This is a genomic window from Agrobacterium sp. SORGH_AS_0440 (assembly GCF_031453135.1).
GTDB classification, from domain to species: Bacteria; Pseudomonadota; Alphaproteobacteria; order Rhizobiales; family Rhizobiaceae; genus Agrobacterium; species Agrobacterium pusense.
The window spans coordinates 1523802-1550136 of record NZ_JAVIYR010000001.1 but is presented as its reverse complement, the minus strand read 5'-3'; the positions used below and the strand labels follow the sequence as shown (position 1 = coordinate 1550136).

The following is a 26335-nucleotide window of genomic DNA, read 5'->3' as shown; positions in this document are numbered from 1 at the left end:
TTTGGCGCCGGGGACTGGAGGCGGCAATTCTCTCTCATGGCTTTGCCCATTGTATAAATGCAGTGGCTGCCTGAACCAAAAGGCGAAGCGGGCAGACGTCCGCTTCGCTTATTCTCTTGGCGTAGGTAACGCCTATTGCCTCTTGTAATCATCCTCGATGCGGATGACATCGTCCTCACCGATATAGGCTCCGGTCTGGATTTCGACCAGTTCGAGCGGGATCTGCCCCTCATTGGCAAGACGGTGCGGCTGGCCGATCGGGATATAGACCGACTGGTTTTCCGTCAGCAGCCGGGTCTCGTCACCAATCGTCACGGTGGCCGTTCCCTTGACGATGATCCAGTGTTCCGAGCGGTGATAGTGTTTCTGGAACGAGATGCGGTGGCCAGGATCGACGGTGATATGACCAACCCGATAACGCTCGTCCACATACATGTGTTCGATGTGGCCCCAGGGCCGGTAAACACGCTTGTGGGTCTGCGTCTGTGGCGCATGTTCGCCGTCCTTCAGCGTCTCCACCAGACCCTTCACGTCCTGCACCCGGTTCTTCGGCACCACCAGAACCGCATCCTTGGTGGCCACCACCACCATGTCCTTCGCGCCCACTACCGTCGTCAGCAATTGCGTCGAATGGATGAGGCAGCCTTCGGAATCGATGAAGACGCCGTTACCTTCCAGCGCATTGTCATTGCTGTGTTTGTCGGCGATCTCCCAGATCGCGTCCCAGCTGCCGATATCCGACCAGCGAAAATGGCCGTGCACGACAGCCATGCGCCTGGTCTTCTCAATCACGGCATAGTCGATGGAATTCTTGGGCGAGGCTTCGAAGCTTTCCTGATGCAGACGCACGAAGCCGAGGTCGCTTTCATATTGCTCGACGGACTGCGTTACCGCGGCCAGAATTTCCGGCGCAAAGGCCTCCAGTTCGGCAATCATCACGTCGGAGCGGAACAGGAAGTTTCCGGAATTCCAGAGATAGCCTTTTTCGAGATAGGAGATCGCCGTCTTCATGTCAGGCTTCTCCACGAAGGCCTCGACCTTGCTCAGATCCTTTTCACCATCAATCGCCTCGCCCGGCTTGATGTAACCATAGGAGGTGCGCGGCTCCGTCGGCACCAGGCCGAAGACGACGATATTACCCTGATCGGCGGCTTTGGCGCCGAGTTTCACGGCATCGGAAAACTTGTCGGCATCGAGCACCACATGGTCGGCAGCAAGCGCCAGAACCAGGCATCCGGGCTCGCGACGCTCGGCCAGCACGGCGGCGGCGGCCATGGCGGCTGCGCTGTCGCGGCGGGCGGGCTCAAGCACCACGGTGGCCGGCAGATCGATCTCTTCCGCCTGACGGCGGGCAAAAAAACGGAAATCCTCGTTGGTGATGACAAGTGGCTCGGAATAAAGCGTTTCGTCACCCACCCGCTGCAGGGTCTGCTGATAGGTCGAAAGATTGCCGACCAGCGGCTGAAACTGCTTGGGCAACTGATCGCGCGAGACCGGCCAAAGTCGGGAGCCAGCACCACCGGCCAGAAGAACCGGCGTGATCTTTCGAGATTGTTCCTTCACAATAAAACCTTTCCAACGTCAAAAAATTTCCCGGCGCGCCGGACAATATACATATTTCCCAATACCGCCATCATCGGTTCATGGGCGGACAAGCGCAAGCTCATAAATCCCCCTTGTGAAAGCTTGGTGAACAGCTGGGTGTCTGCCCCGGCACGCTTTCCTAACGCCACGCGGCAGGTGAGGTTCCGCTTGATTTCTTCGCGCGGATCGATGCAGAGCAAATAAAAACCCCGGGATTGCTCCCGGGGCCGGCTTCAAGTGAGGCGTGACGCAAGCGTCAGCCCGGCAATGCATAGGCGATGACATAGTCGCCACGGTCAGGAGACTGGCGTGCGCCGCCAGCTGAGATGACGATATATTGCTTGCCGGTCTTCGGAGACTTGTAGCTCATCGGGCCGCCCTGGCTGCCGACCGGAAGGCGGGCCTTCCAGACTTCCTTGCCGGTCGCCGTATCGAAAGCGCGCAGATAATAATCCTGCGTGCCGGCGATGAAGACGAGACCGCCCTGAGTGGCCAACGTGCCGCCGAGCGTGGGCATGCCGATCGGGATCGGAAGGCCCATCTTGATGCCGAGCGGACCGGTATCCTCGACAGTGCCCACGGGCACCTGCCACTTGATCTTCTGGGTCTTCATGTCGATAGCGGTCATCGTGCCATAGGGCGGGGCCTGGCAGGGTATACCGAGAGCCGACAGGAAACGGTTCTTGTTCACCGCATAGGGCGTGCCCTTCATGGGAACGACGCCCATGCCGGTATTGACGCTTTCGCCGCCACTCGCGACAGCCTTGGTCGGTGCCGCTTCCTGCATCTGGATCCAGAGACCGAGGCGCATGTCGTTGACGAAGATCGTGTTCGTGGTCGGGTCCGTCGAAAGACCGCCCCAGTTCATGCCGCCGAGCGAGCCCGGGAACGACAGGGAGAGGTCCGTGCCCGGCGCCGTATAGAGGCCCTCATAACGCATGCCCTTGAAGGCAATGCGGCAAAGAAGCTGGTCAAACGGGGTCGCGCCCCACATGTCCGCTTCCGTCAGGGTCTGCGCACCGATCTGCGGCATGCCGACCGAGCGTGGCTGTGTCGGCGCGTAGCGCTCGTTCGGAATATTGGCGGGCTTGACCGGAACTTCTTCAACCTTGGTCAGCGGCTGGCCTGTCGCCCGGTCGAGAACATAGATCTGCGCCGCCTTGGTGCCGAAAACCAGTGCCGGAACAGTGGTTCCATCCGCTTTCGGGAAATCGACGAAGCTTGGCTGCATCGGCACGTCGAAGTCCCAGAGGTCGTTATGAACCGTCTGGTAGACCCATTTTTCGCGACCGGTGGTGGCATCGAGCGCCAGCATCGAAGCACCATATTTATGGTCGAGCGGTGTGCGAGTCGCGCCGTACAAGTCCACCGAAGGGCTGCCGACCGGCATGAAGACGGTGTTCAGCTCCGGATCATAGGACATGGACGCCCAGACGTTGGGTGTGGAACGCGTGTAGGTCTGCCCCTCGGGCGGAAGTCCGGTAATATCAGGGTTACCAGGGTCGAAGGCCCAGCGAAGCGCGCCCGTCACCACATCGAAACCGCGCATCACACCGCCGGGCATATCGACCTGAACGTTGTCGGCGATACGGCCGCCGACAACGACAGTCGTGCCGGCAAGCGTAGGTGCGGAGGTCAACACATATTGCGGGTCCGGCGCATCGCCGAGACCGATCTTCAGATCGACGCGGCCATTGGTGCCGAAGTCAGGGCAAAACGCGCCGGTGTCGGCATCGAGCGCTATCAGTTCCGCATTGATGGTGTTCATCAGAATGCGACGCTGGCAAAGCGCGCCCTCGGCCACCACAGCCGGGGTAACCGGCGTGGAGCCCGGTGCGGTCGGCTGCTTCAGCGGCGACTTGGCGTCGAAATAGGCAAGACCGCGGCAACGCATCCAGACGGAAGATTTCGCGTTGATTTCCGTCTTCCACTTTTCTGCGCCGGTATCTGCATCAAGAGCGATGACATTGTTATGCGGCGTGCACAGGAACACGGTGTCGCCAACCTGCAGCGGCGTTTCCTGATCTTCCGCACCATTCGCGCCGGGGCTGATCGGGGTATCGCCGGTGTGGTAGGTCCAGGCGACTTCGAGGTTCTTGACGTTGTCGCGCGTGATTTCATCGAGAGCGACAAAGCGGCTGCCGCCGGATGTATTGCCGTAATGTTCCCAGTTCTTCTGCTCCGTTTCCGGTGTGACAGGCGTCAGGGCTGCCGGTTCACCATTGAAGGCGACGGTGGGGTGCGGCACGAACATGCCGGCAAAACCCGCGCCGGTGGCGATGGCGAGAATGGCGGCAAGGGCGAAAGAGGCGCCGTATGCCGGAGCCTTGCCGGCCGCGCGACGCAAGAGAGGATAGGAGAGCGCAACGACAATGGCACCGACGCCCATCGCCAGAAGGCGTGAAATGAGCGGCCAGAAGTGCAAGCCGGCTTCCCACACCGCCCAGATGCCGGTGAGGACGAAGACCAGGCCGAAGAGAACCGCACCGGCAGGCTTGCGCAGCAGGATGAGCAGGCCCGAGACGATGAGCGCGATGCCCGCCGTGACGAAATAGAGGCTGCCGCCGAGGGCCACAAGCTGGCCGCCGCCAATGGCGAAGAACAGGCCTGCCGCAACGATGACAGCGCCGAGCACCAACAGCCACAATCTGGCCGGGAGCGATAAAGAAGTTGCTGGATTACCCATGAAAGAATGTCCGGTTAGAAGAGCTGCCCCAAAAGGCTGAAGCCCGGTGATTGTTCAGCGTCCGGCGAAGCCGGGACAGCCTGCGGCCGCAATGGCCAGGCGAAAATGCGCCGAAGGCGGCGCGGCTGAACGGGGAACAATGGTGGGGAAGGCTTCCGTCGTGACTGTCATGCGTGACCCATTCACTGCAGGTAACCGCCGGCCCCATGGACGGCGGGCAAGATGCTTGAACAAATCCTCCCCGGTTTCTCCCATCAAAGTCTGCAAAGCGGCAAAGACGATCGAAACACTGGCTGCGGTATAACGTCGCCTGCGACAAGATGACAATGCGCAAGCTGGGCAATTTCGATAAGCTATGCTTATATCACATCACACCGGACAAAACAAAGAAATCTCCCGATGGATATTCGTCAACTCACGATATTCGTGGAAGCGGCAAGGGCGAGGAACTTTCGTGCCGCCGCCCTGCAGCTCGGCATTGCCCAGCCCGCCGTCACCCAGCGCATTCGACAGCTGGAGGAAAATCTGGGCTTCAGGCTCTTTCACCGCATCAATCGCGGTGTGGAACTTACCCCGGCCGGTCAGTCCATGCTCATCGAGGCGGAAGAAATCCTTGCACGAACCAAAAGTGCGCTGGAAAGGGCGCAGCAGATCCGCCGCGGCCAGCTTGGCACGCTGCGCATCGGTTACGGCACGAGTGTCATGGCCGAGCGTAAACTACCCGCGCTCATTACCCGCTATGGTGACGAGCACCCAGACGTGACTCTTGAACTGTTGCCGGGCATGACAATGGAACAGCTGATCGAGCAGGTGACGACCCGCGAGACCGACGTTGCCTTCATCCGCGCGCCTCTTCCCACGCTGCCGCAGACCTTGCGAACCATGCCGTTCGACCGCTCGAGGCTTTGCGTCGCTTTGCCGGAACGTCACGTACTCGCCAAGCGCCCGCAGGTTTCCGTCAGCGATATCCTGCACGAAAAACTGCTGCTGCCGGTTGACGAGATTGGCCTCGGCCTCAGCAGCAGCGCGCTTTCGCTTTTCGAAGATGCCGGCTGCACGCCGCAAGTCGGCATGCGCATCGCCAACGTCAATACGATTCTCGCGCTCGTGGAGGCCGGTGCAGGCATTTCCATCCTGCCGGAAAGCACGGTGCTTTCCGCAAGGGGCACTGCCGCCGTGTCACTCGATAGCGCGGAGGCATGGTCCGACTGCGTACTGCTCGTCAGGCGCGGCGCGCTTGCCCTGCATGTCGAAGCCTTCGTGAATATGGCCCGCCGAGCCTACAGACTGAGCCTTTGACAAGCAGGACGCGGAATTAATCGATTGAATCGGCCGCAAATTTCATCCCGCTTAAATTTGCTGCACTGAACAACATTCAAGGCTTGGCAGGCGCGCGAAAAATACAATAACAACGGCGGATATTTTTACATTGTTATAGACACGAAAGCACACACAGCCCATGTCCGACACGACCAAGCCCGCCAGCACAAGAACATCGGTTACGGATCAGGAAGCCCTGGATTTCCACGCGGAAGGCAGGCCGGGCAAGCTGGAAATCACCCCGACGAAGCCGATGGCAACACAGCGGGATCTGTCGCTCGCCTATTCGCCCGGCGTGGCGGTGCCGGTGAAAGCCATCGCCGAAAATCCGGCGACCGCTTACGATTATACGACACGCGGCAACATGGTGGCCGTCATCTCCAACGGCACCGCGATCCTCGGGCTGGGCAATCTCGGCGCGCTGGCCTCGAAGCCGGTCATGGAAGGCAAGTCGGTCCTCTTCAAGCGTTTCGCCGATGTCGATTCCATCGATCTCGAGGTCGATACCGAAGACGCCGATGAATTCATCAATTGCGTGCGTTACCTCGGCCCCTCCTTCGGCGGCATCAATCTGGAAGACATCAAGGCGCCGGAGTGTTTCATCATCGAAAGCCGCCTGCGCGAATTGATGGATATTCCCGTATTCCATGACGACCAGCACGGCACCGCCATTATTGCCGCCGCCGGCCTCATCAACGCCATCGAACTGACCGGACGTGACTTCAAGACCACCAAGCTCGTCTGCAACGGTGCGGGTGCGGCCGCAATCGCATGCATGGACCTCATCAAGGCCATGGGTTTCAACCCGGAAAACATCACGCTCTGTGATACCAAGGGCGTCATCTATCAGGGCCGAACCGAGGGCATGAACCAATGGAAATCCGCCCATGCGGTGAAAACCGACAATCGCACGCTGGCGGAAGCCATGAAGGGTGCTGACGTGGTGTTCGGCCTCTCACAGAAGGGCGCGTTCAGCGAAGAAATGATCCGCTCCATGGCGCCGAAGCCGATTATCTTTGCAATGGCCAATCCCGACCCGGAAATCACCCCGGAAGAAGTGTCCCGCATCCGCGATGACGCCATCATGGCGACGGGACGTTCCGACTATCCGAACCAGGTCAACAACGTCCTCGGCTTCCCCTATATCTTCCGCGGCGCGCTCGATGTGCGTGCCCGCCAGATCAACGATGCCATGAAGATCGCCGCCGCGCAGGCGCTGGCGGATCTGGCCCGCGAAGATGTGCCTGACGATGTGGCCGCGGCCTATCAGGGCAACCGCCCCCGCTTCGGGCCGCAATATATCATTCCGGTTCCGTTCGATCCGCGCCTGATCTCCGCCATTCCTGTCGCCGTGGCAAAAGCCGCTATAGAAACCGGCGTCGCCCAGCGCGAAATTCCCGATCTCGACGCCTATGCCCGCGAGCTTTCGGCCCGTCGTGATCCGATGGCCTCGACCACGCAACGCCTTTACGAGCGTGTGCGTCGTTCGCCCAAGCGCGTGGTCTTTGCCGAAGCGGAAGAAGAACAGGTCATGCGCGCGGCGATTTCGTTTACCGCTCAAGGGCTTGGTACCGCCATCCTGCTCGGCCGTGACGATATCATCAAGGCCAATGCGGAGCGTGCCGGTATCGATCTCGACCGCGCCAATATCGAAATTACCAATGCCCGCCTCTCCAGCCGGGTCGATGCCTATATCGATTACCTCTATGCGCGGCTGCAGCGCGGCGGCTTCCTGCTGCGCGACGTGCAGCGCCTGATCCACAACGACCGCAACCACTTCGCCGCCTGCATGGTGGCGATGGGCGATGCGGACGCGGTGGTGACGGGCGTGACGCGCAATTATTCGACGGCGCTGGAAGATATCCGCCGTTGCATCAACACCAAGCCAGGCCATCGCGTCATCGGCGTGTCCCTCGTTGTCTCGCGCAACCGCACCGTCTTCGTGGCCGACACGGCCGTGCACGACATGCCGAATGCCGAGGACCTCGCCGATATCGCCGAGGAGGCAGCCGGCCTCGCCCGCCGTTTCGGTTACGAGCCGCGCGTTGCCATGCTCGCTTATTCCACCTTCGGCCAGCCGGTCGGCGAACGCTCCGACAAGGTGCGCGAGGCGGTGAAAATTCTCGACAAGCGCAACGTCAATTTCGAGGTCGATGGCGAAATGTCGGCGGATGTGGCGCTGAACCATCACCGCATGCAGAGCCAGTATCCCTTCGCGCGCCTTTCCGGCCCCGCCAATGTGCTGGTCATGCCCGCCATCCATTCTGCCTCCATCTCCACCAAGATGCTGCAGGAATTGGGCGGTGCGACCGTCATCGGCCCTCTCCTCGTCGGCCTCGACAAGTCGGTGCAGATAACCTCGATGGGGGCCAAGGACAGCGATATCGTCAACATGGCAGCAATCGCGGCCTATAATGCCGGACGATAATTGAAACGCAGTGCGGCTTGCTTCTCGCCTCTTGGTTGAAACAAGCCGCACACCACTAAAACCTAAAGAACAAGATTCTACGATTTTAAATTATTAGGATATTTTCTTCTGTCCGACAACATTATTGGAACTCGTTTCTATTCAGAGTATTTTTTGCGCAATGACAATTCTCGCTCTCTGCAAGTCCGTCATGTAGGTTCCAGCCACAAGCAAAAGGAAATACCCATGGCCTTCTCCCTCCCCAAGTTTGCCGCGAAACTCATCGCCGGAACCGTTGTCATCGCCTCGCTGGCAACCACCGCTCATGCGGACGCAACGCTTGACCGCATCAAGGGTCGCGGCAAGCTCACCGTCGGCGTCATTCTTTCCGGCGCTCCTTTCGGCTTTATTGACCCAAAAACGCAGGAGCAGAAGGGCCTCAACATCGACGTCGCCAAGGCGCTCGCCGCAGGTCTCGGCGTTGAACTGGTGACTGAGACCGTGACCCCGCCAAACCGCGTGCAGTTCCTGCAGCAGGGGAAGGTCGATATTCTTATCGCCAACATGCAATACACCGAAGAACGTGCGAAAACGCTCGACTACGTGCCCACCCCCTATGACCGTCAGGGCGGCGCCGCCATCGGTCGAAAAGACTCTGGCATCAAGGACTGGTCCGACCTGAAAGGCAAGATCGCCTGCGTGTCTCAAGGTTCCAACTACACTCAGCCGCTGATCGAGCAATATGGCGCGCAGGTAAAGGCGCTGCCGAGCCAGCCGGAATCGCTGCTGGCGCTGAAGGGTGGCAATTGCGATGTGTCCGTTCACGTCAACGGCACGCTGAGCCTGATGCTTCAGGACCGCGCTGATGAGTGGAAGGATTACGGCATCCTCATCCCCACAGATCTCATACCGTCGGATTCCGTGATCTGGCTGCGCAAGGGTGAAAGCGACACGCAGGCGGCTCTCGACAAGATCGTCAAGGAATTGCACGCTTCCGGCAAGATGCTGGAATTCGCTAAGGCAAACCGTCTGCCGAGCATCGGCTATATGGAAGAACAGCAGAAGAAGCTGTCCGCCGCGCAGTAAAGGTCGGGCGCAGGGCTTTCCTGTCATCCCCCGTCACGCCGCAACGTGGTGAGGACGATGGCATAGAGATGGTTCCCATCATCATCAGGAACGGCCGGTTCACCTGCCGTTCTTTTCTGCTTTATAATGGCAGGCCATTCTGGCGCCGCCCGCGTTGCGGCACCCGCAATAACAGCATGGATTTCCAATGCAGGATTCATTTACAGCGCGTTTCATAGAACTGACCGCGCATCTTGGCCTCAACTATGATTTTCTGAACAGCGGCTATGAGGTTCAGATCTGGCTCGACGGCATGAAGATGACGCTGATCCTCGTTGCCGTCACCTTGCCGCTCAGCCTCGTCTTCGGCTTCATTTTCGCGGCAATGCTCACGTCCGGGAAGACCTGGCTCGCCGGTCCCGTGCGCGCCTATGTGGAACTGACGCGCAACACGCCGACGCTGGTACAGCTGATGTGCGGTTTCCTCGTGCTCAACATGCTGATTTCCAATGCGCTGGGTGGCGCGCAGAACAATCCGCTGACGCCGTTTTTCTGGGTCGTTGCGGTCACGGGACTGCACATTGCCGCCTTCCATGCCGAAGCGCTGCGCGGCGGCATCGAGGCGGTGCCCGGCACCACAATCGAGGCAGCGCGTGCAATCGGTTTCAGTTCCTTCGAGATTCTGCGTTATGTGGAGTTTCCGCTGGCGATCCGCACAGCGCTGCCCTCCATCATCAACAATCTCGTCAATCTGGTGAAGCTCACCACGGTCGGCTCTGCAATCGCCGTGGGTGAGATCACCTATGCCTCCATCCTGATCTGGACGCAGCGCGACAATGTGGTCGAGCTGATGATCGTTATCCTCGTTTTCTTCAGCGTCATCAATTTCATCGTCGCAAGGGCCGGTCTCTGGCTTGAACGGCGTCTTGCGGTTCCGGGGTTCGGTCAATGAGTGCGGTGGTTTCTCCAACACGGGCGGTGAAGAAGCCGCCTTTCGGCACCATTCTGCTGCTGGGCGTCTTGGTTGCCGTCATCCTGTGGCTGGTATTCGATCCGTCGCTCGGCCAGGTGCTGCTGGAATGGCTGCCCTATCTCGCCAAGGGCTTCGCCATGAATGTGCTGATAAGCATTCTGGCGATCGCCATCGGCACATTTATCGGCGTTCTTCTCGGCATCATGGAGCTTGCGCCCTACCGTCTGGTTCGCGCACCGGCACTGACCTATGTGCAGATTTTTCGCAATGCCCCGCATCTGGTGCTGATCTTTGCCGCGACTTACATCTTCCCCTTCGAGATCGTGGCCTTTGGCAACTACATTCCTTTTCCGGACTGGATCAAGGCGGTTGTGGGCCTTGCCATTCCCGCCAGCGCCCATATCGCCGAAATCACCCGCGGCGCCATCCAGTCCATTCCGACAGCGCAATGGGAAGCCGCTCAGGGGCTGGGCTTTTCGCGCAACCAGACCCTGCGCTGGATCATCCTGCCGCAATGCATAAAACGCTCCCTGCCGCCGTGGATGAACCTCTACGCATCGATCACCATGGGCACGGCGCTCGCCTCGCTGGTCGGCGTGCATGAGCTTCTTCACGCCGCGACCGACGCCAGCACCGCCGTGCAGCGCAACGATTTCACCGTGGTGGTCTATCTCACCGTTCTGATGGCGTTCTTCCTGTTCTGCTATCCCGTCTCCCGTTTCACGCAGCGCCTCGAGCGGCGCTTCGCTTCCCGCTGATTGGAACAAGCCATGTCCGCATCCATCGCCCAAAACGCCCAGCCGCTTGTTGAACTCGAAGCAATCCATCTTGCTTTTGGTGACAACCAGGTTCTGAAAGGCATTGATCTCACCGTCAACAAGGGGGACGCCGTCTCCATCATCGGCCCTTCCGGCTCCGGCAAGTCCACCATCCTGCGCTGCATCAACGGCCTGCTCATTCCGCAATCGGGTAAGATCACCGTCGGCGGCACCCGTGTCGACCAGCTGAAGACCGAGGCCGAGCGCATCGCGCTGCGCAAGCGCATCGGCATCGTGTTCCAGCAGTTCAACCTCTTCCCGCATCTGACGGTGATGGAAAACATCACCATCGCGCCGATCAAAATACTTGGTACGTCAAAAACGGAAGCGGAGCGCCATGCCCGCGAATTGCTGGAAAAGGTCCGCCTGTCCCAGAAGGTCGACGCCTATCCCGGCCAGCTTTCCGGCGGCCAGCAGCAGCGCGTGGCGATCGCCCGCGCGCTCGCCATGCGGCCGGAGCTGGTGCTGTTCGATGAAGTCACCTCGGCACTCGATCCCGAAACGGTTGGGGAAGTGCTCGCCGTCATCCGCGACCTCGTCAACGACGGCATGACGAGCATTCTCGTTACCCACGAAATGCGCTTTGCCGAAGAAATCAGCGACAAAATCGTCTTCACCGAAAACGGCCTGATCGTCGATCAGGGCACACCGGAGCACATATTCTACAAGTCGACCAATCCGCGCATCAACGCCTTCGTCAAGGGTCTCGGCGGACAGGGCGCGCGCGTGAATGACGGCGAAGGGATCTGATGCCATGGTCGCGGAGGAAAAAACTCACACTTCGTCTTGCAGGGGCCATTGCCGCTTCCGATCCGCTACACGATGAAGAGGCGGTCACCATTGCCCGCACGGCACTGATCGATTTCTTTGCCTGCCTGCTGGGCGGCGCTGCCGACAGGAGCACGAAAATCCTGATCGACACCTTCACGTCAGGCACGCAAGGCGCAGCCGGCATCGTCGGCCACGATCTGCGTACGGATGCCTTCACCGCCGCCCTTATCAACGGCCATGCCGGTCACGTGCTTGATTACGACGACGTCCATGGCAGTGTGCGCGGCCACCCCACCGTCGCCATTGTTCCAGCCCTGCTGGCTGTTGCGGTCGAGGAAGGCTCGACGGCGGATGCATTCATCGCCGCCTATATCGTCGGGTTGGAAACCATGGCCCGCATTGGCCTGTCGCTCGGCACCAGACATTACGAAAATGGTTTCCACGCCACCGCCACACTTGGCCCCATGGGTGCCGCGGCGGCGATCGCTCATCTCCTGAAATTCGATCCGCAGACAACGGCCGTGGCGCTCGGCCTCGCCGCCACGCAATCGGCCGGGCTTCGCCTGCAATTCGGTTATGACGCCAAGCCGCTCCATGCGGGGCTTGCCACGCGTGCCGGCCTCACCGCAGCACGGCTGGCACGATCCGGCTTTCAGGGCGCGCCGGATTTTCTGGAAAATTCCATCGGCTTTTATTCGGCCTTCGCCTTCGGCGCCGAGCAGCCGAAGCGTGTTCTCTCCGGCTGGGGCGCACCCTGGCAGATCGTCTCGCCGGGCCTAACCCTCAAGGCCTTCCCGTGTTGTACCGCGGCACACCCCGTCGCCGTGGGCGCGCTGGCGCTGCGCAGCACCCATGAGCTGCAGCCGGAAGAAATCGAGGCGGTCACCATCACCTTCCCGCCCGGCGGCGATGCCGCGCTTGTCGGCCCTGCCACGCCCGCAACCGGCATAGACGCGCGCTTCAGCCCCGAATATGTCTTCGCTGCGGCGCTGACGGATGGGTCACTGGGGATCAGCCATTTCGACGAACGCCCGGCACGCGCCGACCTGCTCGGCCTTTCCGCGAAAGTCTCGCGCCGGCATGACGAGACCGCTCGCCGCCTGTCGCCAGACCCAACCACCCGTTTCGTGGTGATAGATGTCACGAAGAAGGATGGTACGGTGCTATCGCGCCGCGTCGACGGGCTTCCCGGCATTGATGACCCGGCCGAAAAATTTGCCGACGCGACCGGCGGCAGTGAAAAATTCGCCGGCATCCCGGCCTTGGTGCGGTCCATGAAAACCGCAGCCGACCTCAGGAAGCTCGAAATGCTTCTGGTATCGCCAATATAACTCGACTGACATGAAGGCATGATTCCCATGACCACCACGACCCGCAAAAGACAGATGCATCTCGGCCTTTTCCTGCAGGGTGCCGGACACCACGTTTCCGGCTGGCGTCACCCCGATGCGGAGGCCGGCAGCGAAAACCTCGATCTGCTCACCCGCGTGACGAAAATGGCCGAAGCGGCGAAGTTCGACATGGTATTTCTCGCCGACGGGCTGACCAGCGGCGTCGACGCCCATCCTTCGATGATCGCACGTTTCGAGCCGTTGACCTTGCTTGCCGCGCTGGCAATGGTGACGGAGAAGATCGGGCTGGCCGCAACCGCCTCCACCACCTATGGCGAGCCCTATCACACCGCTCGCGCCTTCGCCTCCATAGACCATTTAAGCCATGGTCGAGCGGCCTGGAACATTGTCACCACCTCTTACGCACGGACGGCAGCGAATTTCTCCAAGGACCACCCCGAGCATGACGAGCGTTATGCGGTGGCGGAAGAATATGTGAACGTCGTTCGCGGCCTTTGGGACAGCTGGGATGACGACGCCTTCATCAAGGACAAGCAGGCGGGCCGCTACGTCGATCCCGAGAAAGTCCATGTTCTCAACCACGAAGGCAAATATTTCACCGTCAAGGGACCGCTCAACATTCCGCGCTCGCCGCAGGGCCATCCGGTTCTCATCCAGGCCGGTTCCTCCGGACCGGGTCAGGATCTCGCCGCACGCACCGCCGATATCGTCTTCACCGCCCAACAGGCAATTTCCGAAGCGCAGGCTTTCTACACGAGCCTCAAGGCGCGCGTCGAAAAATTCGGCCGCGATCCCGCCAGCGTTGCCGTGATGCCCGGCTTCATGCCGATCATCGGCAGGAGTTTCGAGGAGGCGAGTGAAAAGCTGAAGGAACTGAACCGCTGGACGGACATCAAGAGCGCGATGCCGCTGCTCGAAGAACGCATCGGCCACAGCCTGGCCGACTATGATCTCGATGGCCCGTTGCCCGAACTTCCCATCTCCGACCAGTTGCGCAGCCGCGCCGAGTTGCTGACCGAGCTGGCACGGCGCGAAAAGCTCACGATCCGAGAACTGGCGCTGCGCGTCGCGGCCGGCCGTGGCCACCATATCGTCATGGGAACGGCGAGCGACGTTGCCGACAGGATGCAGCAATGGTTCGAGAACGGCGCAGCCGATGGCTTCAACGTCATGCCGCCCTTCTTCCCCGGCGGGCTGGAGGAGTTTAATCGCGAGGTGGTGCCGCTCTTGCAGGAACGCGGCCTGTTCCGCCGGGAATATGAGGGCTCCACATTGCGCGACCACCTCGGCATCACGCGCCCGGCCTTGCGGGGTTAACCGCGCGCAGATGCCCTATCAAGGGCATCCGTATCAATTGATGATCAGCAATAAGCGGGGGCCGGCGAAAGCCGGCTCCCTTCATGCTGCTGCGCGCCCGACCTCCTGATCGTGCCGAGCAGCAGTCGAAAAATCAGACCGTATTGAGGCACCATCCTCACGCTGAACCGTGCGGCGGTTCAGTTTGAACAGGCTGACAAGCTGGGCTAATGCATCCGCACCCTGCGCGAGCGTGGTGCTGATTACGGTGGTGCGTGCGCTCATGGCGGCATTTTCCTGCGTCATCCGGTCCAGCCGGTTGACCGCCTTGTTGATCTCACTGATGCCGACAGCCTGCTCGTCCGCTGCCTTGGCGATCATGTCAACGTTGCCGTCAATATGCCTGACCAGCGCGTCGATCTGCTTCAGCGCTTCGCCCGTTTCACCCACGAGCCTTACCCCTTCAAGGACCTCGCTGCCGGAATTGTTGATCAGCGCCTTGATTTCCTTGGCGGCACCAGCGGAACGCTGCGCAAGCTCGCGCACCTCCTGCGCCACCACGGCAAAGCCCTTGCCGGCTTCACCCGCGCGGGCGGCTTCCACGCCCGCATTCAGCGCCAGCAGGTTGGTCTGGAAGGCGATCTCATCGATAACACCAATGATCTGACTGATTTCCCGCGATGCTGTCTCGATGCGCTGCATGGCATTGACCGTGCGCTCAACGACCTCGGTCGAGGCCGCGGTGGATGTGCGTGCACTGTGAACCAGCTTGCGGGTCTCTTTCATGTTTTCCGTGGATGAACGAACCGTCGCCGTGATTTCCTCCAGTGCCGCAGAGGTTTCTTCCAGCGCTACGGCCTGTTCGCGCGAACGTTCGGCCAGATTGACGGAAGCCTCGCTGACTTCCTGGCTGCTGCGGGTCAGATCGCCCGTCTGGCCGAGAACATTTTCCAGCGTCTTCTGGAATTCCGCGATGGACTTGTTGAAATCGCGCCGCAGGCTCTCAAATTCACCCACGAAGGGTTTGTCCAGCGTGACGCGGATGTTGCATTGGGAGAGCCGCTCAAGCGCCGCGCCAAGCTCCTCCACCGCATGCATGCGGTCCGTCACGTCGAAGGCAAACTTCGCCACCTTCAAGACACGGCCCAGCTCATCCAGTATCGGATTATAGGACGCCTGGATGAAAACGCGTTTGCCGTCCTTGCCGAGCCGCATAAACTGCCCGGCAGAGAAACGGCCGCTCCTCAGCTCCTGCCAGAAATCACGATATTCCTGGGACTGGGCATAAGCTGGCTCACAGAACATCGAATGATGCTTGCCTACAATTTCCTGCGCCGTGTAACCAAGCGCCGCGAGGAAATTCTCGTTGGCGCTGAGGATCTTCCCATCTGGTGTAAATTCGATCATGGCCTGCGCGCGGGAGAGAGCGGCCAGCTTGCCGTCATCTTCCATGCTCTTGCGCTTGATCACGGTGATATCGGTTGCAACCTTGACGATCTTGTAAGGTTTGCCGAAACGAAAGACGGGATTATAGGAAGCTTCGATCCAGATTTCGTCGCCGTTTTTTGCCCGGCGCCGATATTGACCCTGATCATATTCGCCGCGCGAGAGTTTCGCCCAGAACGCCTTGTATTCCGCATTGGCAGCCTCTTCGGGAGCGACAAACATGCTGTGGTGCCGTCCGATGATTTCGGACTGCTGATAACCCACCGCTTTGCAGAAATTATCGTTCGCCTTCAGAATTTTCCCGGTCAGATCGAATTCGATGATGGCCTGCGAACGGTTCAGGGCGTCAAGTACCGCAGATGCATCCAGACCGAGTTTGGAAAAGTGGGACATGCCTTTAAAACCCCCAAATTAACCGCTGTGCAGACCCACTGCCCCTCCGAATGAGAAGGGATGAACATGGATGGGCCTGACTGCACGCGAAACTAGCCAGACACTGTTAAATAGCGATTAATAATGGCTCATAACTATCTAAACCGCGACCTAGCAGATGGGCAAAACGCACTGATGTGCATGGCGGCCTCCCCCACCACAGAACCGCTTATTTGCCACAGTGCTGATATTTCTATCGCCGCAGCGTGATGCGACCTTTCATACCCTCTGCATTCATTGTTATGGCGGGCTTGAGAGATTTGTATTGCAGGAGCGCCGATGACCAAAACCCTGAAATGCGACGTGCTGGTGGTCGGCACCGGCATTATCGGTTCCATGGCAGCGCTTTATCTGCAGAATGCCGGGCGTGACGTCGTGCTTCTTGAGCGTGGTGACATCTCCCGCGGTGCGAGTTCCGGTAATGCCGGCATATTGGCCTTTCCGGAAATCATCCCCATTCCCGCGCCCGGTATCATGAAAAAAGCCCCGCGCTGGCTTTTTGATCCGCTCGGACCTCTCAGCGTGCCACCGGCCTATGCACCGAAGATCGCCCCGTGGCTTTGGCGTTTCTGGCGCGCCAGCGCCGAACGCAATTTCCGTCATGGGCTGAAATCACTCATGGAAATCAACCGGCTGGCAGCCATCGAAATGGCCCACATCGCTGCCATGCCCGAGCTCTCGCCCTTCATCTCAAAAACCGGCACGCTTGATATCTATGATAGCGAGGCGAGCCTCAACGCCGCCGGTAAGGATTGGGACGAAAAGGAAAAAGCCGGCTTCGCATTCCAGCGCGTTGACCGCAACAAAATCGAAGAGCTGCAGCCGGGCCTGGCGCCGCAGTTCCGCCATGCGGTGTTTTCGGCGGATGGCCTGCAGGTCTCCGATCCCTATGATTTCACCCGCGCCATATTTGATCTTGTGATCTCACGCGGAGCCAGCCTTCGCAAAGGCGAAGCTCAGCGTATCGACGCAGTGGGCGAAAGTACGATCGTCACGCTGGAGAACGGCGACAAGATCGACGCCGACAAAGTGGTGATCGCCTGTGGAGCATGGTCCAAAAAACTTGCGGCGACGCTTGGCAACATCGTGCCGCTGGAAACGGAACGAGGATACAACACGACGCTGCCTGTCGGTGCTTTCAACCTGACACGCCAGCTTTATTTCAACGACCACGGCTTCGTTGTGACCCCCTTGTCGACTGGCATCCGCGTCGGCGGCGCCGTCGAACTCGGCGGGCTGGAACTGAAGCCGAACTTCCGCCGCGCGGAAGCCATGTTGAAAAAAGCGGAACGTTTCCTTCCCGGCCTTAAACTGGAAGGCGGACGGCAATGGATGGGGTTCCGCCCCTCCATGCCGGACTGTCTTCCCGTCATTGGCACCGCGCGGACGACACCCTCCGTTATCTACGCCTTCGGCCACGGTCATTTGGGGTTGACCCAGTCGGCAGCCACAGCCCGGCTGGTGACGCAGATGGCAAACGGCGACGAAACGTCCATCTCGGTCGATCCCTTCCGCCCGGGACGGTTTTCCTGAAATGGGGTAGCACTGGCGACGCCACGGCCCGGCCTCGCCAGCAATATGGGTTATTTCACCGTCTGCGTGGAATCGTCAGGGAATTCCACCGTCGCGAAGGACGGGTAGACCTTTCGCAAGATGGTCACCTGCTGCTGATCGCTCACCCGGAGCAAATACCAGTCCGAACCGTCGATAAGCGCCAGCGTGTGGGACTTCGCCTCTATGGTCTGACCGCCGGTTTCCATCACGGTTTTTGTCGGAATGAGCGCATACGGCGTGCCATCCGGCGTCTCAGCCAGGCTGATCGCCTGCGCGTCCATGGTGAATTCGGTTATCTTGACCACCGCGAGCGCCATCTGCATCTGCGCCGTCAAGGCGCTCCGCAACTGCTCCACGGTGACACCCGCGTCACTGGCGATGAACTCGAAGATTTTCGGCGGCACAGTCTTGCCGACCGTTTCGAAATCCTGCGCATTCAGGGCGGTGCTGAAACGCTCGATCTGGGCACGCAGCCTCTCCTGCTCGGCAGGAGAGAGATCACGCGCGGAGACGGGACATGCAACCGCAATCAACAGAAACAGACAGGATAAAAGGCGTTTCATGCCCGGCCTTCCCGGTTGTCCGGCAGAACCCTTACCCGTAAGGGCAACAGCCCGCAAACGGTTCGATCAGCGCAGCAGAACGAACCCGGCCGCCGACAGAACGAGAAAGACAACGAGACCGCCAAGGAAGCCCGCGGATGTGAAAAAACCGGCAACCATGGCCAGCATCAGCACGCACAGCATCATCGTGCCGTATTTGGTCAAGGCCAGAAAACCGTTATAGGTCTTTTCGTGTTCGGCGTAGTTCATTTCAGCGCCAAGTTCGACCGGACCTGTATGGTGTTCGCTCATTCCACTTCCCCTTTGCTCCATCCGTCATTCCCGTCCTGCGGGGAAATCTGCCCCGCGGACGATCACGGGCCATGCCGGATTCTCCGGTGCCAGAGGTAACATGAAGTGGTCGAAAAGCGCAATGCGTTCCGCGCGAAAGTGTCACGCCGCCATCCGTCGGACCGGCTCTCAAGGACAATACTTGCCTTCCGGCAACATTCTTTCGTTAATAGTTGAAAAGGGCCACCGTTCTTGCTCTTTGCGTGCGGTTTCGGTTGCTTTTCGAACCGCCTGCCCATACACGGATTCTGTGGGGAGGAACTCCGGAACCGATGGGTGCGGACGCGCGTGGAGGCGCGGCCGTTGCAGGGGTATCGGGCTTTGCTCTCCGCCATAAACCCGCAAAGGGCCCGGCAAGGGAAGAGGGGAAAGTCATGAAATCGCTTTTAAAAATAAGTGCGTTGATAGATTCTGCGAGCGAGGCACTGGGCAAGGTCGCCGGTTATCTCGTGCTCATCTGCTGCCTCGTCAGCGCCGGTAACGCGATGGTCCGTTACGCCTTGAACTACAGCTCCAACGGCTGGCTCGAAATCCAGTGGTACATGTTCGCCTTCATCGTGCTGATCGGCGCTTCCTATACGCTGCGCATGAACGAGCATGTTCGGGTCGACATCATCTATGGTGCGATTTCGCCACGCAGCCGCATCTGGGTGGATATTATCGGCATTGTGCTGTTCCTGCTGCCCGGCTGCCTTTATCTAGCCTGGCTGTCCTGGCCCATGTTCACGCTGTCCTGGAATCAGGGCGAAATGTCTTCCAACGCCGGCGGCCTGATCCGCTGGCCCGTGAAACTCATCATCTTCGCCGGTTTCGCCCTTCTGGTTCTTCAGGGTTTTTCCGAACTCATCAAGCGCATAGGCGCCCTCAACGGGCTTTATGCGCTCGATACGAAGTACGAAAAACCCCTGCAATGATCGCGCCGATCTGAACCTTCAGGATATTCCCATGTTTGAATACGGTATTCTTCCGCCACTGATGTTCATCGGCATGATTATCTTCATGCTTTACGGATTTCCGGTGGCTTTCTCGCTTGCCACCGTCGGCCTCGTTTTTGGCGTCATCGGCATCTTCACCGAGCATTTTTCACCGGCTTTTCTTCAGGCCCTGCCCCTGCGCATCTTCGGCATCGTTTCGAACGACCTTCTGCTGGCCATTCCCTTCTTCACCTTCATGGGCGCTATTCTGGAGCGTTGCGGCCTTGCGGAAGACCTGCTCGAAGGAACGGGGAAGCTTTTCGGCGCTATCCCGGGCGGACTTGCCTATGCCGTCATCATTGTCGGCGCGATTCTGGGCGCGATCACCGGCACGGTTGCGGCCTCGGTCATCACCATGGGCGTCATCTCGCTGCCCATCATGCTGAAATACGGCTATAATCCGCGACTTGCCACCGGCGTCATCGCCGCCTCGGGCACGATCACACAGGTCATTCCGCCCTCGCTGGTGCTGATCGTCCTTGCCGACCAGCTCGGTAAATCCGTGGGCGACATGTATCTCGGCGCGATCGGTCCGTCGATCCTGCAGGTGGCGATCTTCATGCTCTTCATCCTGCTGATGTCGATCTTGCGGCCGAAGGATCTTCCGGCTTTGCCGCCGGAGGCGCGCGGTGAGCTTGACCGGGCGCTGGTGTTGCGTGTGCTGGCGGGCATGATCCCCTCCATCGTGCTCATCTTCCTCGTGCTCGGCACCATCTTTCTCGGCCTCGCAACACCGACGGAAGCCGGAGCGCTCGGCGTTGTCGGCGCGATGGCGCTGGCGGCGGCACATCGGCGGCTCAGCTGGGACCTCGTCAAGCAGGGAATGCATTCCACCATGCACATCACGTCGATGGTGGTGTTCATCCTGGTCGGCGCGACCTGCTTTTCGCTCGTTTTCCAAGGCATGGATGGTTCGCTTTGGATCGAGCACATGTTGTCGGGCATTCCGGGCGGTCCTATCGGCTTCCTGATCTTCGTCAATATCTTCATCTTCTTCCTTGCCTTCTTCCTGGATTTCTTCGAAATCGCCTTCATCGTCATTCCAATGCTGGCGCCGATAGCCCAGTCGCTCGGCATTGACCTCATCTGGTTCGGCGTGCTGATCTGCATCAACATGCAGACAAGCTTCATGCACCCGCCCTTCGGATTTGCATTGTTCTACCTGCGTTCCATCGCGCCGCGCACCGTCAAGACATCGGATATCTACATGGGCGCCATTCCCTGGCTTGGCATGCAGCTCATCCTCGTCGCCATCGTGATATTCTGGCCGGAATCCGTCACCTACTGGATAGACAAGGCTCCCGACGTCGATCTGAACTCCATCAAGATCGAGGTGCCCGCCTTCGGTAATCAGGGTGGCAACACCATGCCCAATTTCGGCTTGCCAGGAGGCCAGCCAGGAGGAATGCCGGGCATGCCAAATCTGGGCGAGCCGCCGAAGATCGGGCCTTGACAGGCATCCTGTAAGGGAGCGGAAACGCCTGTGATTGCGAAGACGGGGCACGCCCCCCCTTCCGTTCATTCTCTTTAGAAACGGACCCCGGCAGTCACTATACTGCCTGTCCGGTTCTTCTTGATGACGAATGCAACGCTCAGCGTTTTCCACATCGCGTCACGTCCACAATTGAGACCAATGGCCGGGGCTGGGGGCGCCGATCTCAGCCGGCACTCCGGCTGGTCGCCCATCCTGCGATTGTGCTCTGAAGGACCCGATCATAATCCATCCATTGTTGTCGAATGCATGAGGGTACCCGCACAACAAAAACCCCGGAGACCGAAATCTCCGAGGCCTTTGCCCGGTCCGCCGCCGTTACTGAATAATCAGAGCTTGCCGTTACGCTGCTGGATCATCATGAAAGTATCGAAGGTGTATTCCGCCAGCTGCATCCACAGATAGCCTTCGCGCTTGAAGGCGACCTGGTCCTCGTAAATCTTCTTGAAGTCCGGATTGGAAGCCGAAATATTGGCGTATACCTCAAGGGCCGCCTTATAGCACGCTTCCAGAATTTCCTGGCTGAAGGGTCTGAGTACCGCGCCTTCAGAAACGAGCTGCTTGATGGCAATCGGGTTTTTGGCGTCGTATTTCGCCATCATGCTGGTATTTGCGAAGGCGCAGGCGTCCTGCAGCGCCGTCTGGTAGTTCTTGGGCAGGCTGTTCCACTTGTCCAGATTGACAAAGGAATGAATGACCGGGCCGCCTTCCCAGAAGGCCGGATAATAATAGTACTTTGCGACCTTCTGGAAGCCGAGCTTGTGGTCGTCATAAGGGCCGACCCACTCGGCGGCGTCGATGGTGCCCTTTTCCAGCGCCGGATAGATATCACCGCCGGCGATCTGCTGCGGCACGACACCAAGCTTTTCAACCACTTTGCCGGCAAGGCCGGCAATGCGCATCTTGACGCCTTTGAAATCGTCAACCGTATTGATCTCCTTACGGAACCAGCCTCCCATCTGCGCGCCGGTATTGCCCGAAATCATGCCGTAGAGGTTATGTTTGGCGTAGAATTCATTGAGCAGTTTGTTGCCGTTGCCCTCATAGAACCACGAATTGGTCAGGCGGGCATTCAGGCCAAAGGGTATCGCCGTCCCGATCGCGAAGGTCGGATCCTTGCCGACATAATAATAGGAGCAGGTATGGCACATTTCCACAGTGCCTGACGATACGGCATCGGCCGCCTGCAAGCCGGGAACGATTTCCCCGGCGGCAAAGGGCTGGATGGTAAAATTGCCGTCGGTGGCGGCAGCGACGTGCTTCGCAATATCCTCGGCACCGCCATAGATCGTATCAAGCGATTTCGGAAATGACGACGTCAGGCGCCAGTTGATCTTGGTATTCTGCTGCGCAATGGCGGGCGCGGCAAGGGCTGCAGTGGCAGCTCCCGCGAGCGCACCTTTTTTCATGAAGGAACGGCGATCCATCTATATCCTCCCAGATATGAACGCTGCCTGCAGCTTTGAATTCCCCTCGTTGCTGTTCAGGCATTGTAGCGAAGTAAGCACGGTTATCGCCCGACTGACAAGCACCCGCACCAAGAATTAATCGCGGAAAAACGCCGTGTTTCCGGGAATTTTCTTCGCATTTTATATTCAACTGAAATATCTCGGCATCGCCTTATACTTTAGGCGCATGCCGGATCAGCGGGAGGCAAAGGCATGCTTGACTTGGTTCGCCGGCGGTCGCACATATTTCGAAGATTCGTTCCGGAGCCGCCATGCCAAAACCCATCATCGCCGTCCCCGCCGACATAAGGCATTTTACCGGAGCCGACTGGCACGCCGCGCAGAACCAGTATGTTTCCGCCGCCCTGAAAGTGGCTGGTGTCATGTCCTTCATCGTGCCGGCCTTTGAGGACGGAAACGACGTGGACGCCATTCTCGACCGGGTGGATGGCCTGCTCGTCTCCGGCTCCGCCACCAATGTGCACCCTTCCCTCTACGGAAAGGAGGCGAAGGAGAGCGACGGCCCGTTCGACCAGGCCCGCGATGCCACCAGCCTGCCGCTCATCCGCCGTGCGATCGAGCGCGGCATTCCGATGCTGGCCATCTGCCGAGGAATACAGGAACTGAATGTGGCGCTGGGCGGAACGCTGGCGTCCGAAATTCAGGAGCAGCCGGGCATATGGGACCACCGCAAGCCGGAACATGACGACCGCGACGTCGCCTTTGCCATCCGCCAGCCTGTGCATGTGCGCGAAGGCTCCTGCATTGCACAGCATCTCGGCATGTCGGGCGAAATCCAGATCAACTCGCTGCACAGGCAGGCCATTGCCGAAACCGCGCCGCGCCTGCAGGTGGAGGCGACGGCCGCCGATGGCACAATAGAGGCGGTGTCTGTCATTGACGCAAAAGGATTTGCTGTCGGGGTGCAATGGCATCCGGAATACTGGGCCGAGACGGACGCGCCCTCCCGCGCCCTGTTCGAGGCCTTCGGCAAAGCCGTCCACGACTATCGAAACAGCAAAGCATGAGCCGCTGCTGATCCCCTCGCCGCATGAGGACACAAAAAAGGGGCAAGCCTGAAGGCCTGCCCCAAGGTCTGGGAGGAGGATTTAACGCTTGGCGCGTTTCTTCTGCCGGTAGACGTCGGCGACGACGGCCGCCACGATGATGAGACCTTTGACGATCTCCTGATAGTAGGCGTCCACTCGGAGGAAGGTGAAGCCCGATGTCATGACGCCGAGAATGATCGTACCGATTACCGTTCCGGTGATGCGGCCGGCGCCGCCGGATAGCGAGGTGCCGCCGATGACGGCCGCGGCGATGGCGTCAAGCTCATACATCACGCCCATGCCGGCCTGCGCGGTCTGAGCGCGGGCAGCGGTGACAACACCGGCAAGACCGGCGAGCATTCCGGCAATGGCATAGACCTTGATCAGATGTGCCTCGATATTGATACCGGATACACGTGCAGCCTGCTCATTGGCACCGATTGCATATGTGAACTTGCCATAGCGGGTGTAACGCAGCGCCACGTGGAAAATGATTGCCACGAGCAGGAACACCACGACTGGCCAGATGCCTGTGCCAATGAAATTGAAACCGTCGGTCAGGCCGGAGATCGGCTGACCCTTCGTATACCACTTGGAAATGCCGCGCGCGGTCACCATCATGCCGAGAGTGGCAATGAAGGGCGGGATTTTCGTCCGGGCGATGAGCTGCCCATTGATGAAACCGGCCAACATGCCGGCGAGAATGCCGACAGCAAGCGGGATGATGAACGGCAGGTCGGTGAGCCCGGGATAAAGTGCCCGCGGCCAGGTTGAGGACTGGGCCATGCTGGCGGACAACATCGCCGTGAGGCCGACGACCGACCCGGAGGACAGATCGATGCCGCCGGTAATGATGACCTGCGTAACACCTACGGCTATGATGCCGATCACGGAGACCTGCAGGATCATGATGGTCAGTCGCTGCTGGTTCATCAGGAAGCTCTGGCCGATGAATATCCAGCCGAGAATCTCGTAAATCAGCGCTATGCCGATCAGAATGAAGAAAATATTGGCTTCCGGCGGTATGCGCCGGTGCGGTTTGCGTCCGGATTTGGCATCCAGCTCCGGAGTAGCGGCGGCGTTGCTATTCATATCTGTTCCTCCTCGAGAAATCCCGGCGCGCCTCACCGCGATGCGAGATCCATCACCTTAACCTGCGTGGCTTCACTTCTATCAAGGAAGCCGGTCACCCGACCTTCATGCATGACCATGATGCGGTCGCTCATTCCCAGAACCTCCGGCATTTCGGAGGAAATCATGATGACGGCGACGCCCTGGCGCGCCATCTCACAAACGAGCTTGTGAATTTCCGCCTTGGCGCCCACATCGATGCCGCGCGTCGGCTCATCGAGGATCAGAATGCGCGGCTTGGTCAGCATCCAGCGACCGATCAACACTTTCTGCTGGTTGCCGCCCGAAAGATTTTCGATGCGCTCGTAAAGATGCGGAGTTTTCACCCTCAGCTTGCGGCACATTTCCTCGCAGGCGTCCGACAACGCGTTTTCCTGCACGAAACCATTGGCGACATATTTGTCCTGCAGAACGGCGATCTGCATATTTTCCAGAATATTCAGGATCAGCAGACATCCCGTGTCCTTGCGATCCTCGGTCAGAAACGCCATGCGATGACGAATGGCTTCCGTTGGGCTGGTGACTGAAACGGGTTTGCCATCGATGCTGATCGTCCCTGAAGACGCGGGCGTCACGCCGAAGACTGTCTCTGCAACATTGGAACGACCGGAACCGACCAGGCCCGCGACGCCGAGAATTTCACCGGCGCGAACGTCGAAGGAAATATCGTGGAACACGCCATCAAGCGTCAGGTTTTTGACCGACAGCACAACGTCGCCGATAGGAACCTCTTCCTTCGGGAACATCTGCGTGATCTCGCGGCCCACCATCATGCGGATGATGTCGTCGCGCGTTACATCGGTAGAGGCATGCGTGCCGATATATTTCCCGTCCCGGAAAACAGAGAACTCGTCGGCGATTTCGAACAGCTCGTTCATCTTGTGGGTGATGTAGACGATGCCGATACCGCGTTCCCTAAGATCGCGAATGATGCGGAAGAGATGCTCCACCTCGCGCTCCGTCAGCGCGGATGTCGGCTCATCCATAATGAGAACGTCGGAATCGTAGGAAACCGCCTTGGCGATCTCGACCATCTGACGGCTGGCGACGGAAAGCTCACCGACCCGCGTTTCCGGATCGAGATCGATACCGAGGCGATCCAGCAGGGCTTCGGTACGGCGGTACATCTCGCCATGGTCGATAAGGCCCAGCCGGTTCTTGGGTTCCCGTCTGATCCAGATATTTTCCGCGACCGTCATGTAAGCCATCAGGTTCAATTCCTGATGGATCATGGCAATGCCGTTTTCCAACGCATCAAGCGGGGAATCGAGACGAATGTCGGCGCCTTTCAGGCGGATTTCGCCGCTGTCTGGCTGGTAGATGCCAGCCAGAATCTTCATCAGCGTCGATTTTCCAGCGCCGTTCTCGCCCATCAGCGCGTGCACGGTGCCGCGCTTTAGCTTGAACTGCACATCATCGAGCGCCACCACGCCGGGAAACTCCTTGCGTATGCCTTCGACGGCGAGAAGGTATTCCGCATTCGGAACGGCGCCGCTGGCGCGCACGGCGGCCATTGTCGATGGACTGACGACCATCTCATCCTCCACAATAGACAAAATTGACCGGAAACAGGCTTCGCCCAATGGCGCACCTTGCCTCCGGGGAGGCTTACAGCGCCATGTCGACCACAACATGCAGGGCGCT

21 protein-coding genes are annotated in these 26335 nt (G+C 59.3%); 12 read left to right on the top strand and 9 right to left on the bottom strand.

What is annotated here, in order from left to right; all coding sequences use genetic code 11:
* Positions 1-132: 132 nt before the first annotated feature.
* Genes QE453_RS07065 through QE453_RS07055 form a run of 3 tightly spaced genes read right to left on the bottom strand, consistent with a single transcriptional unit; the run spans position 133 to position 4270 of the window.
* The gene (locus QE453_RS07065; RefSeq protein WP_309776594.1) at positions 133-1563 is read right to left on the bottom strand and encodes a mannose-1-phosphate guanylyltransferase/mannose-6-phosphate isomerase; all 1431 of its coding nucleotides are present in this window, start codon (positions 1561-1563) and stop codon (positions 133-135) included.
* On the bottom strand, positions 1560-1784 hold the full coding sequence (locus QE453_RS07060) for a hypothetical protein (RefSeq protein WP_113344126.1): 225 nt from the start codon (positions 1782-1784) through the stop codon (positions 1560-1562). Before QE453_RS07060 ends, QE453_RS07065 begins: the two co-directional genes overlap by 4 nt.
* A 56-nt stretch (positions 1785-1840) precedes the next feature.
* Positions 1841-4270, bottom strand: coding sequence for a glucose/quinate/shikimate family membrane-bound PQQ-dependent dehydrogenase (locus tag QE453_RS07055; protein WP_309776589.1), 2430 nt, complete (start codon positions 4268-4270; stop codon positions 1841-1843).
* A 399-nt stretch (positions 4271-4669) separates the two neighbouring features.
* Between QE453_RS07055 and QE453_RS07050 the strand changes: the two genes are divergently transcribed.
* The 8 genes from QE453_RS07050 to QE453_RS07015 all read left to right on the top strand — a co-directional run bounded on the left by QE453_RS07050 (position 4670) and on the right by QE453_RS07015 (position 14293).
* On the top strand, positions 4670-5569 hold the full coding sequence (locus QE453_RS07050) for a LysR substrate-binding domain-containing protein (protein WP_309776587.1): 900 nt from the start codon (positions 4670-4672) through the stop codon (positions 5567-5569).
* 160 nt (positions 5570-5729) lie between these two features.
* Positions 5730-8018 (top strand): NADP-dependent malic enzyme, encoded by a 2289-nt coding sequence (locus QE453_RS07045; protein WP_034498268.1) that lies wholly within the window; start codon positions 5730-5732, stop codon positions 8016-8018.
* A 225-nt stretch (positions 8019-8243) separates the two neighbouring features.
* Complete coding sequence (locus tag QE453_RS07040) at positions 8244-9083, top strand: transporter substrate-binding domain-containing protein (protein ID WP_004438468.1); 840 nt, start codon at positions 8244-8246, stop codon at positions 9081-9083.
* Positions 9084-9270: 187 nt separating this feature from the next.
* A complete protein-coding gene (locus tag QE453_RS07035) occupies positions 9271-10014 on the top strand; it encodes an amino acid ABC transporter permease (RefSeq protein ID WP_004438465.1) in 744 nt (247 codons plus the stop codon).
* Positions 10011-10793, top strand: a complete 783-nt coding sequence (locus QE453_RS07030; protein WP_142186462.1) for an amino acid ABC transporter permease — start codon at positions 10011-10013, stop codon at positions 10791-10793. Before QE453_RS07035 ends, QE453_RS07030 begins: the two co-directional genes overlap by 4 nt.
* 12 nt (positions 10794-10805) lie before the next feature.
* Complete coding sequence (locus QE453_RS07025; RefSeq protein ID WP_309776576.1) at positions 10806-11603, top strand: amino acid ABC transporter ATP-binding protein; 798 nt, start codon at positions 10806-10808, stop codon at positions 11601-11603.
* Entirely contained in the window at positions 11603-12955 is a 1353-nt protein-coding gene (locus QE453_RS07020) for an MmgE/PrpD family protein (protein ID WP_309776574.1), read from the top strand. Before QE453_RS07025 ends, QE453_RS07020 begins: the two co-directional genes overlap by 1 nt.
* An 18-nt stretch (positions 12956-12973) precedes the next feature.
* Positions 12974-14293: an LLM class flavin-dependent oxidoreductase gene (locus tag QE453_RS07015; protein WP_022563613.1), complete on the top strand. Its 1320-nt coding sequence runs from the start codon at positions 12974-12976 to the stop codon at positions 14291-14293.
* Positions 14294-14374: 81 nt separating this feature from the next.
* Here the strand turns inward: QE453_RS07015 and QE453_RS07010 are convergent, their stop codons facing one another.
* Complete coding sequence (locus QE453_RS07010) at positions 14375-16111, bottom strand: PAS domain-containing methyl-accepting chemotaxis protein (protein WP_309776573.1); 1737 nt, start codon at positions 16109-16111, stop codon at positions 14375-14377.
* A 318-nt stretch (positions 16112-16429) separates the two neighbouring features.
* Between QE453_RS07010 and QE453_RS07005 the strand changes: the two genes are divergently transcribed.
* Positions 16430-17683, top strand: coding sequence for an FAD-binding oxidoreductase (locus QE453_RS07005; RefSeq protein WP_309776572.1), 1254 nt, complete (start codon positions 16430-16432; stop codon positions 17681-17683).
* A 50-nt stretch (positions 17684-17733) separates the two neighbouring features.
* On the opposite strand, the gene QE453_RS07000 is transcribed toward QE453_RS07005, so the two are convergent.
* Complete coding sequence (locus QE453_RS07000; RefSeq protein ID WP_309776571.1) at positions 17734-18267, bottom strand: hypothetical protein; 534 nt, start codon at positions 18265-18267, stop codon at positions 17734-17736.
* A gap of 66 nt (positions 18268-18333) precedes the next feature.
* Complete coding sequence (locus QE453_RS06995) at positions 18334-18558, bottom strand: aa3-type cytochrome c oxidase subunit IV (RefSeq protein WP_004438441.1); 225 nt, start codon at positions 18556-18558, stop codon at positions 18334-18336.
* A gap of 413 nt (positions 18559-18971) precedes the next feature.
* Between QE453_RS06995 and QE453_RS06990 the strand changes: the two genes are divergently transcribed.
* Positions 18972-19511 carry a TRAP transporter small permease subunit gene (locus tag QE453_RS06990; protein WP_004438438.1) on the top strand — a complete coding sequence of 180 codons (540 nt, stop codon included), beginning with the start codon at positions 18972-18974 and terminating at the stop codon, positions 19509-19511.
* A 31-nt stretch (positions 19512-19542) separates the two neighbouring features.
* Positions 19543-21024 carry a TRAP transporter large permease subunit gene (locus tag QE453_RS06985; RefSeq protein WP_142186455.1) on the top strand — a complete coding sequence of 494 codons (1482 nt, stop codon included), beginning with the start codon at positions 19543-19545 and terminating at the stop codon, positions 21022-21024.
* 368 nt (positions 21025-21392) lie between these two features.
* On the opposite strand, the gene QE453_RS06980 is transcribed toward QE453_RS06985, so the two are convergent.
* The gene (locus QE453_RS06980) at positions 21393-22490 is read right to left on the bottom strand and encodes a TRAP transporter substrate-binding protein (RefSeq protein WP_003510333.1); all 1098 of its coding nucleotides are present in this window, start codon (positions 22488-22490) and stop codon (positions 21393-21395) included.
* A 293-nt stretch (positions 22491-22783) separates the two neighbouring features.
* Between QE453_RS06980 and QE453_RS06975 the strand changes: the two genes are divergently transcribed.
* Entirely contained in the window at positions 22784-23539 is a 756-nt protein-coding gene (locus tag QE453_RS06975) for a gamma-glutamyl-gamma-aminobutyrate hydrolase family protein (protein WP_044459807.1), read from the top strand.
* An 81-nt stretch (positions 23540-23620) separates the two neighbouring features.
* Here QE453_RS06975 and QE453_RS06970 read toward each other — a convergent pair whose 3' ends face one another.
* Together QE453_RS06970 and QE453_RS06965 are read right to left on the bottom strand one after the other, a co-directional pair.
* On the bottom strand, positions 23621-24652 hold the full coding sequence (locus QE453_RS06970; RefSeq protein ID WP_022563607.1) for an ABC transporter permease: 1032 nt from the start codon (positions 24650-24652) through the stop codon (positions 23621-23623).
* A 32-nt stretch (positions 24653-24684) separates the two neighbouring features.
* Positions 24685-26226, bottom strand: coding sequence for a sugar ABC transporter ATP-binding protein (locus tag QE453_RS06965; RefSeq protein ID WP_004438421.1), 1542 nt, complete (start codon positions 26224-26226; stop codon positions 24685-24687).
* Positions 26227-26335 lie beyond the last annotated feature (109 nt).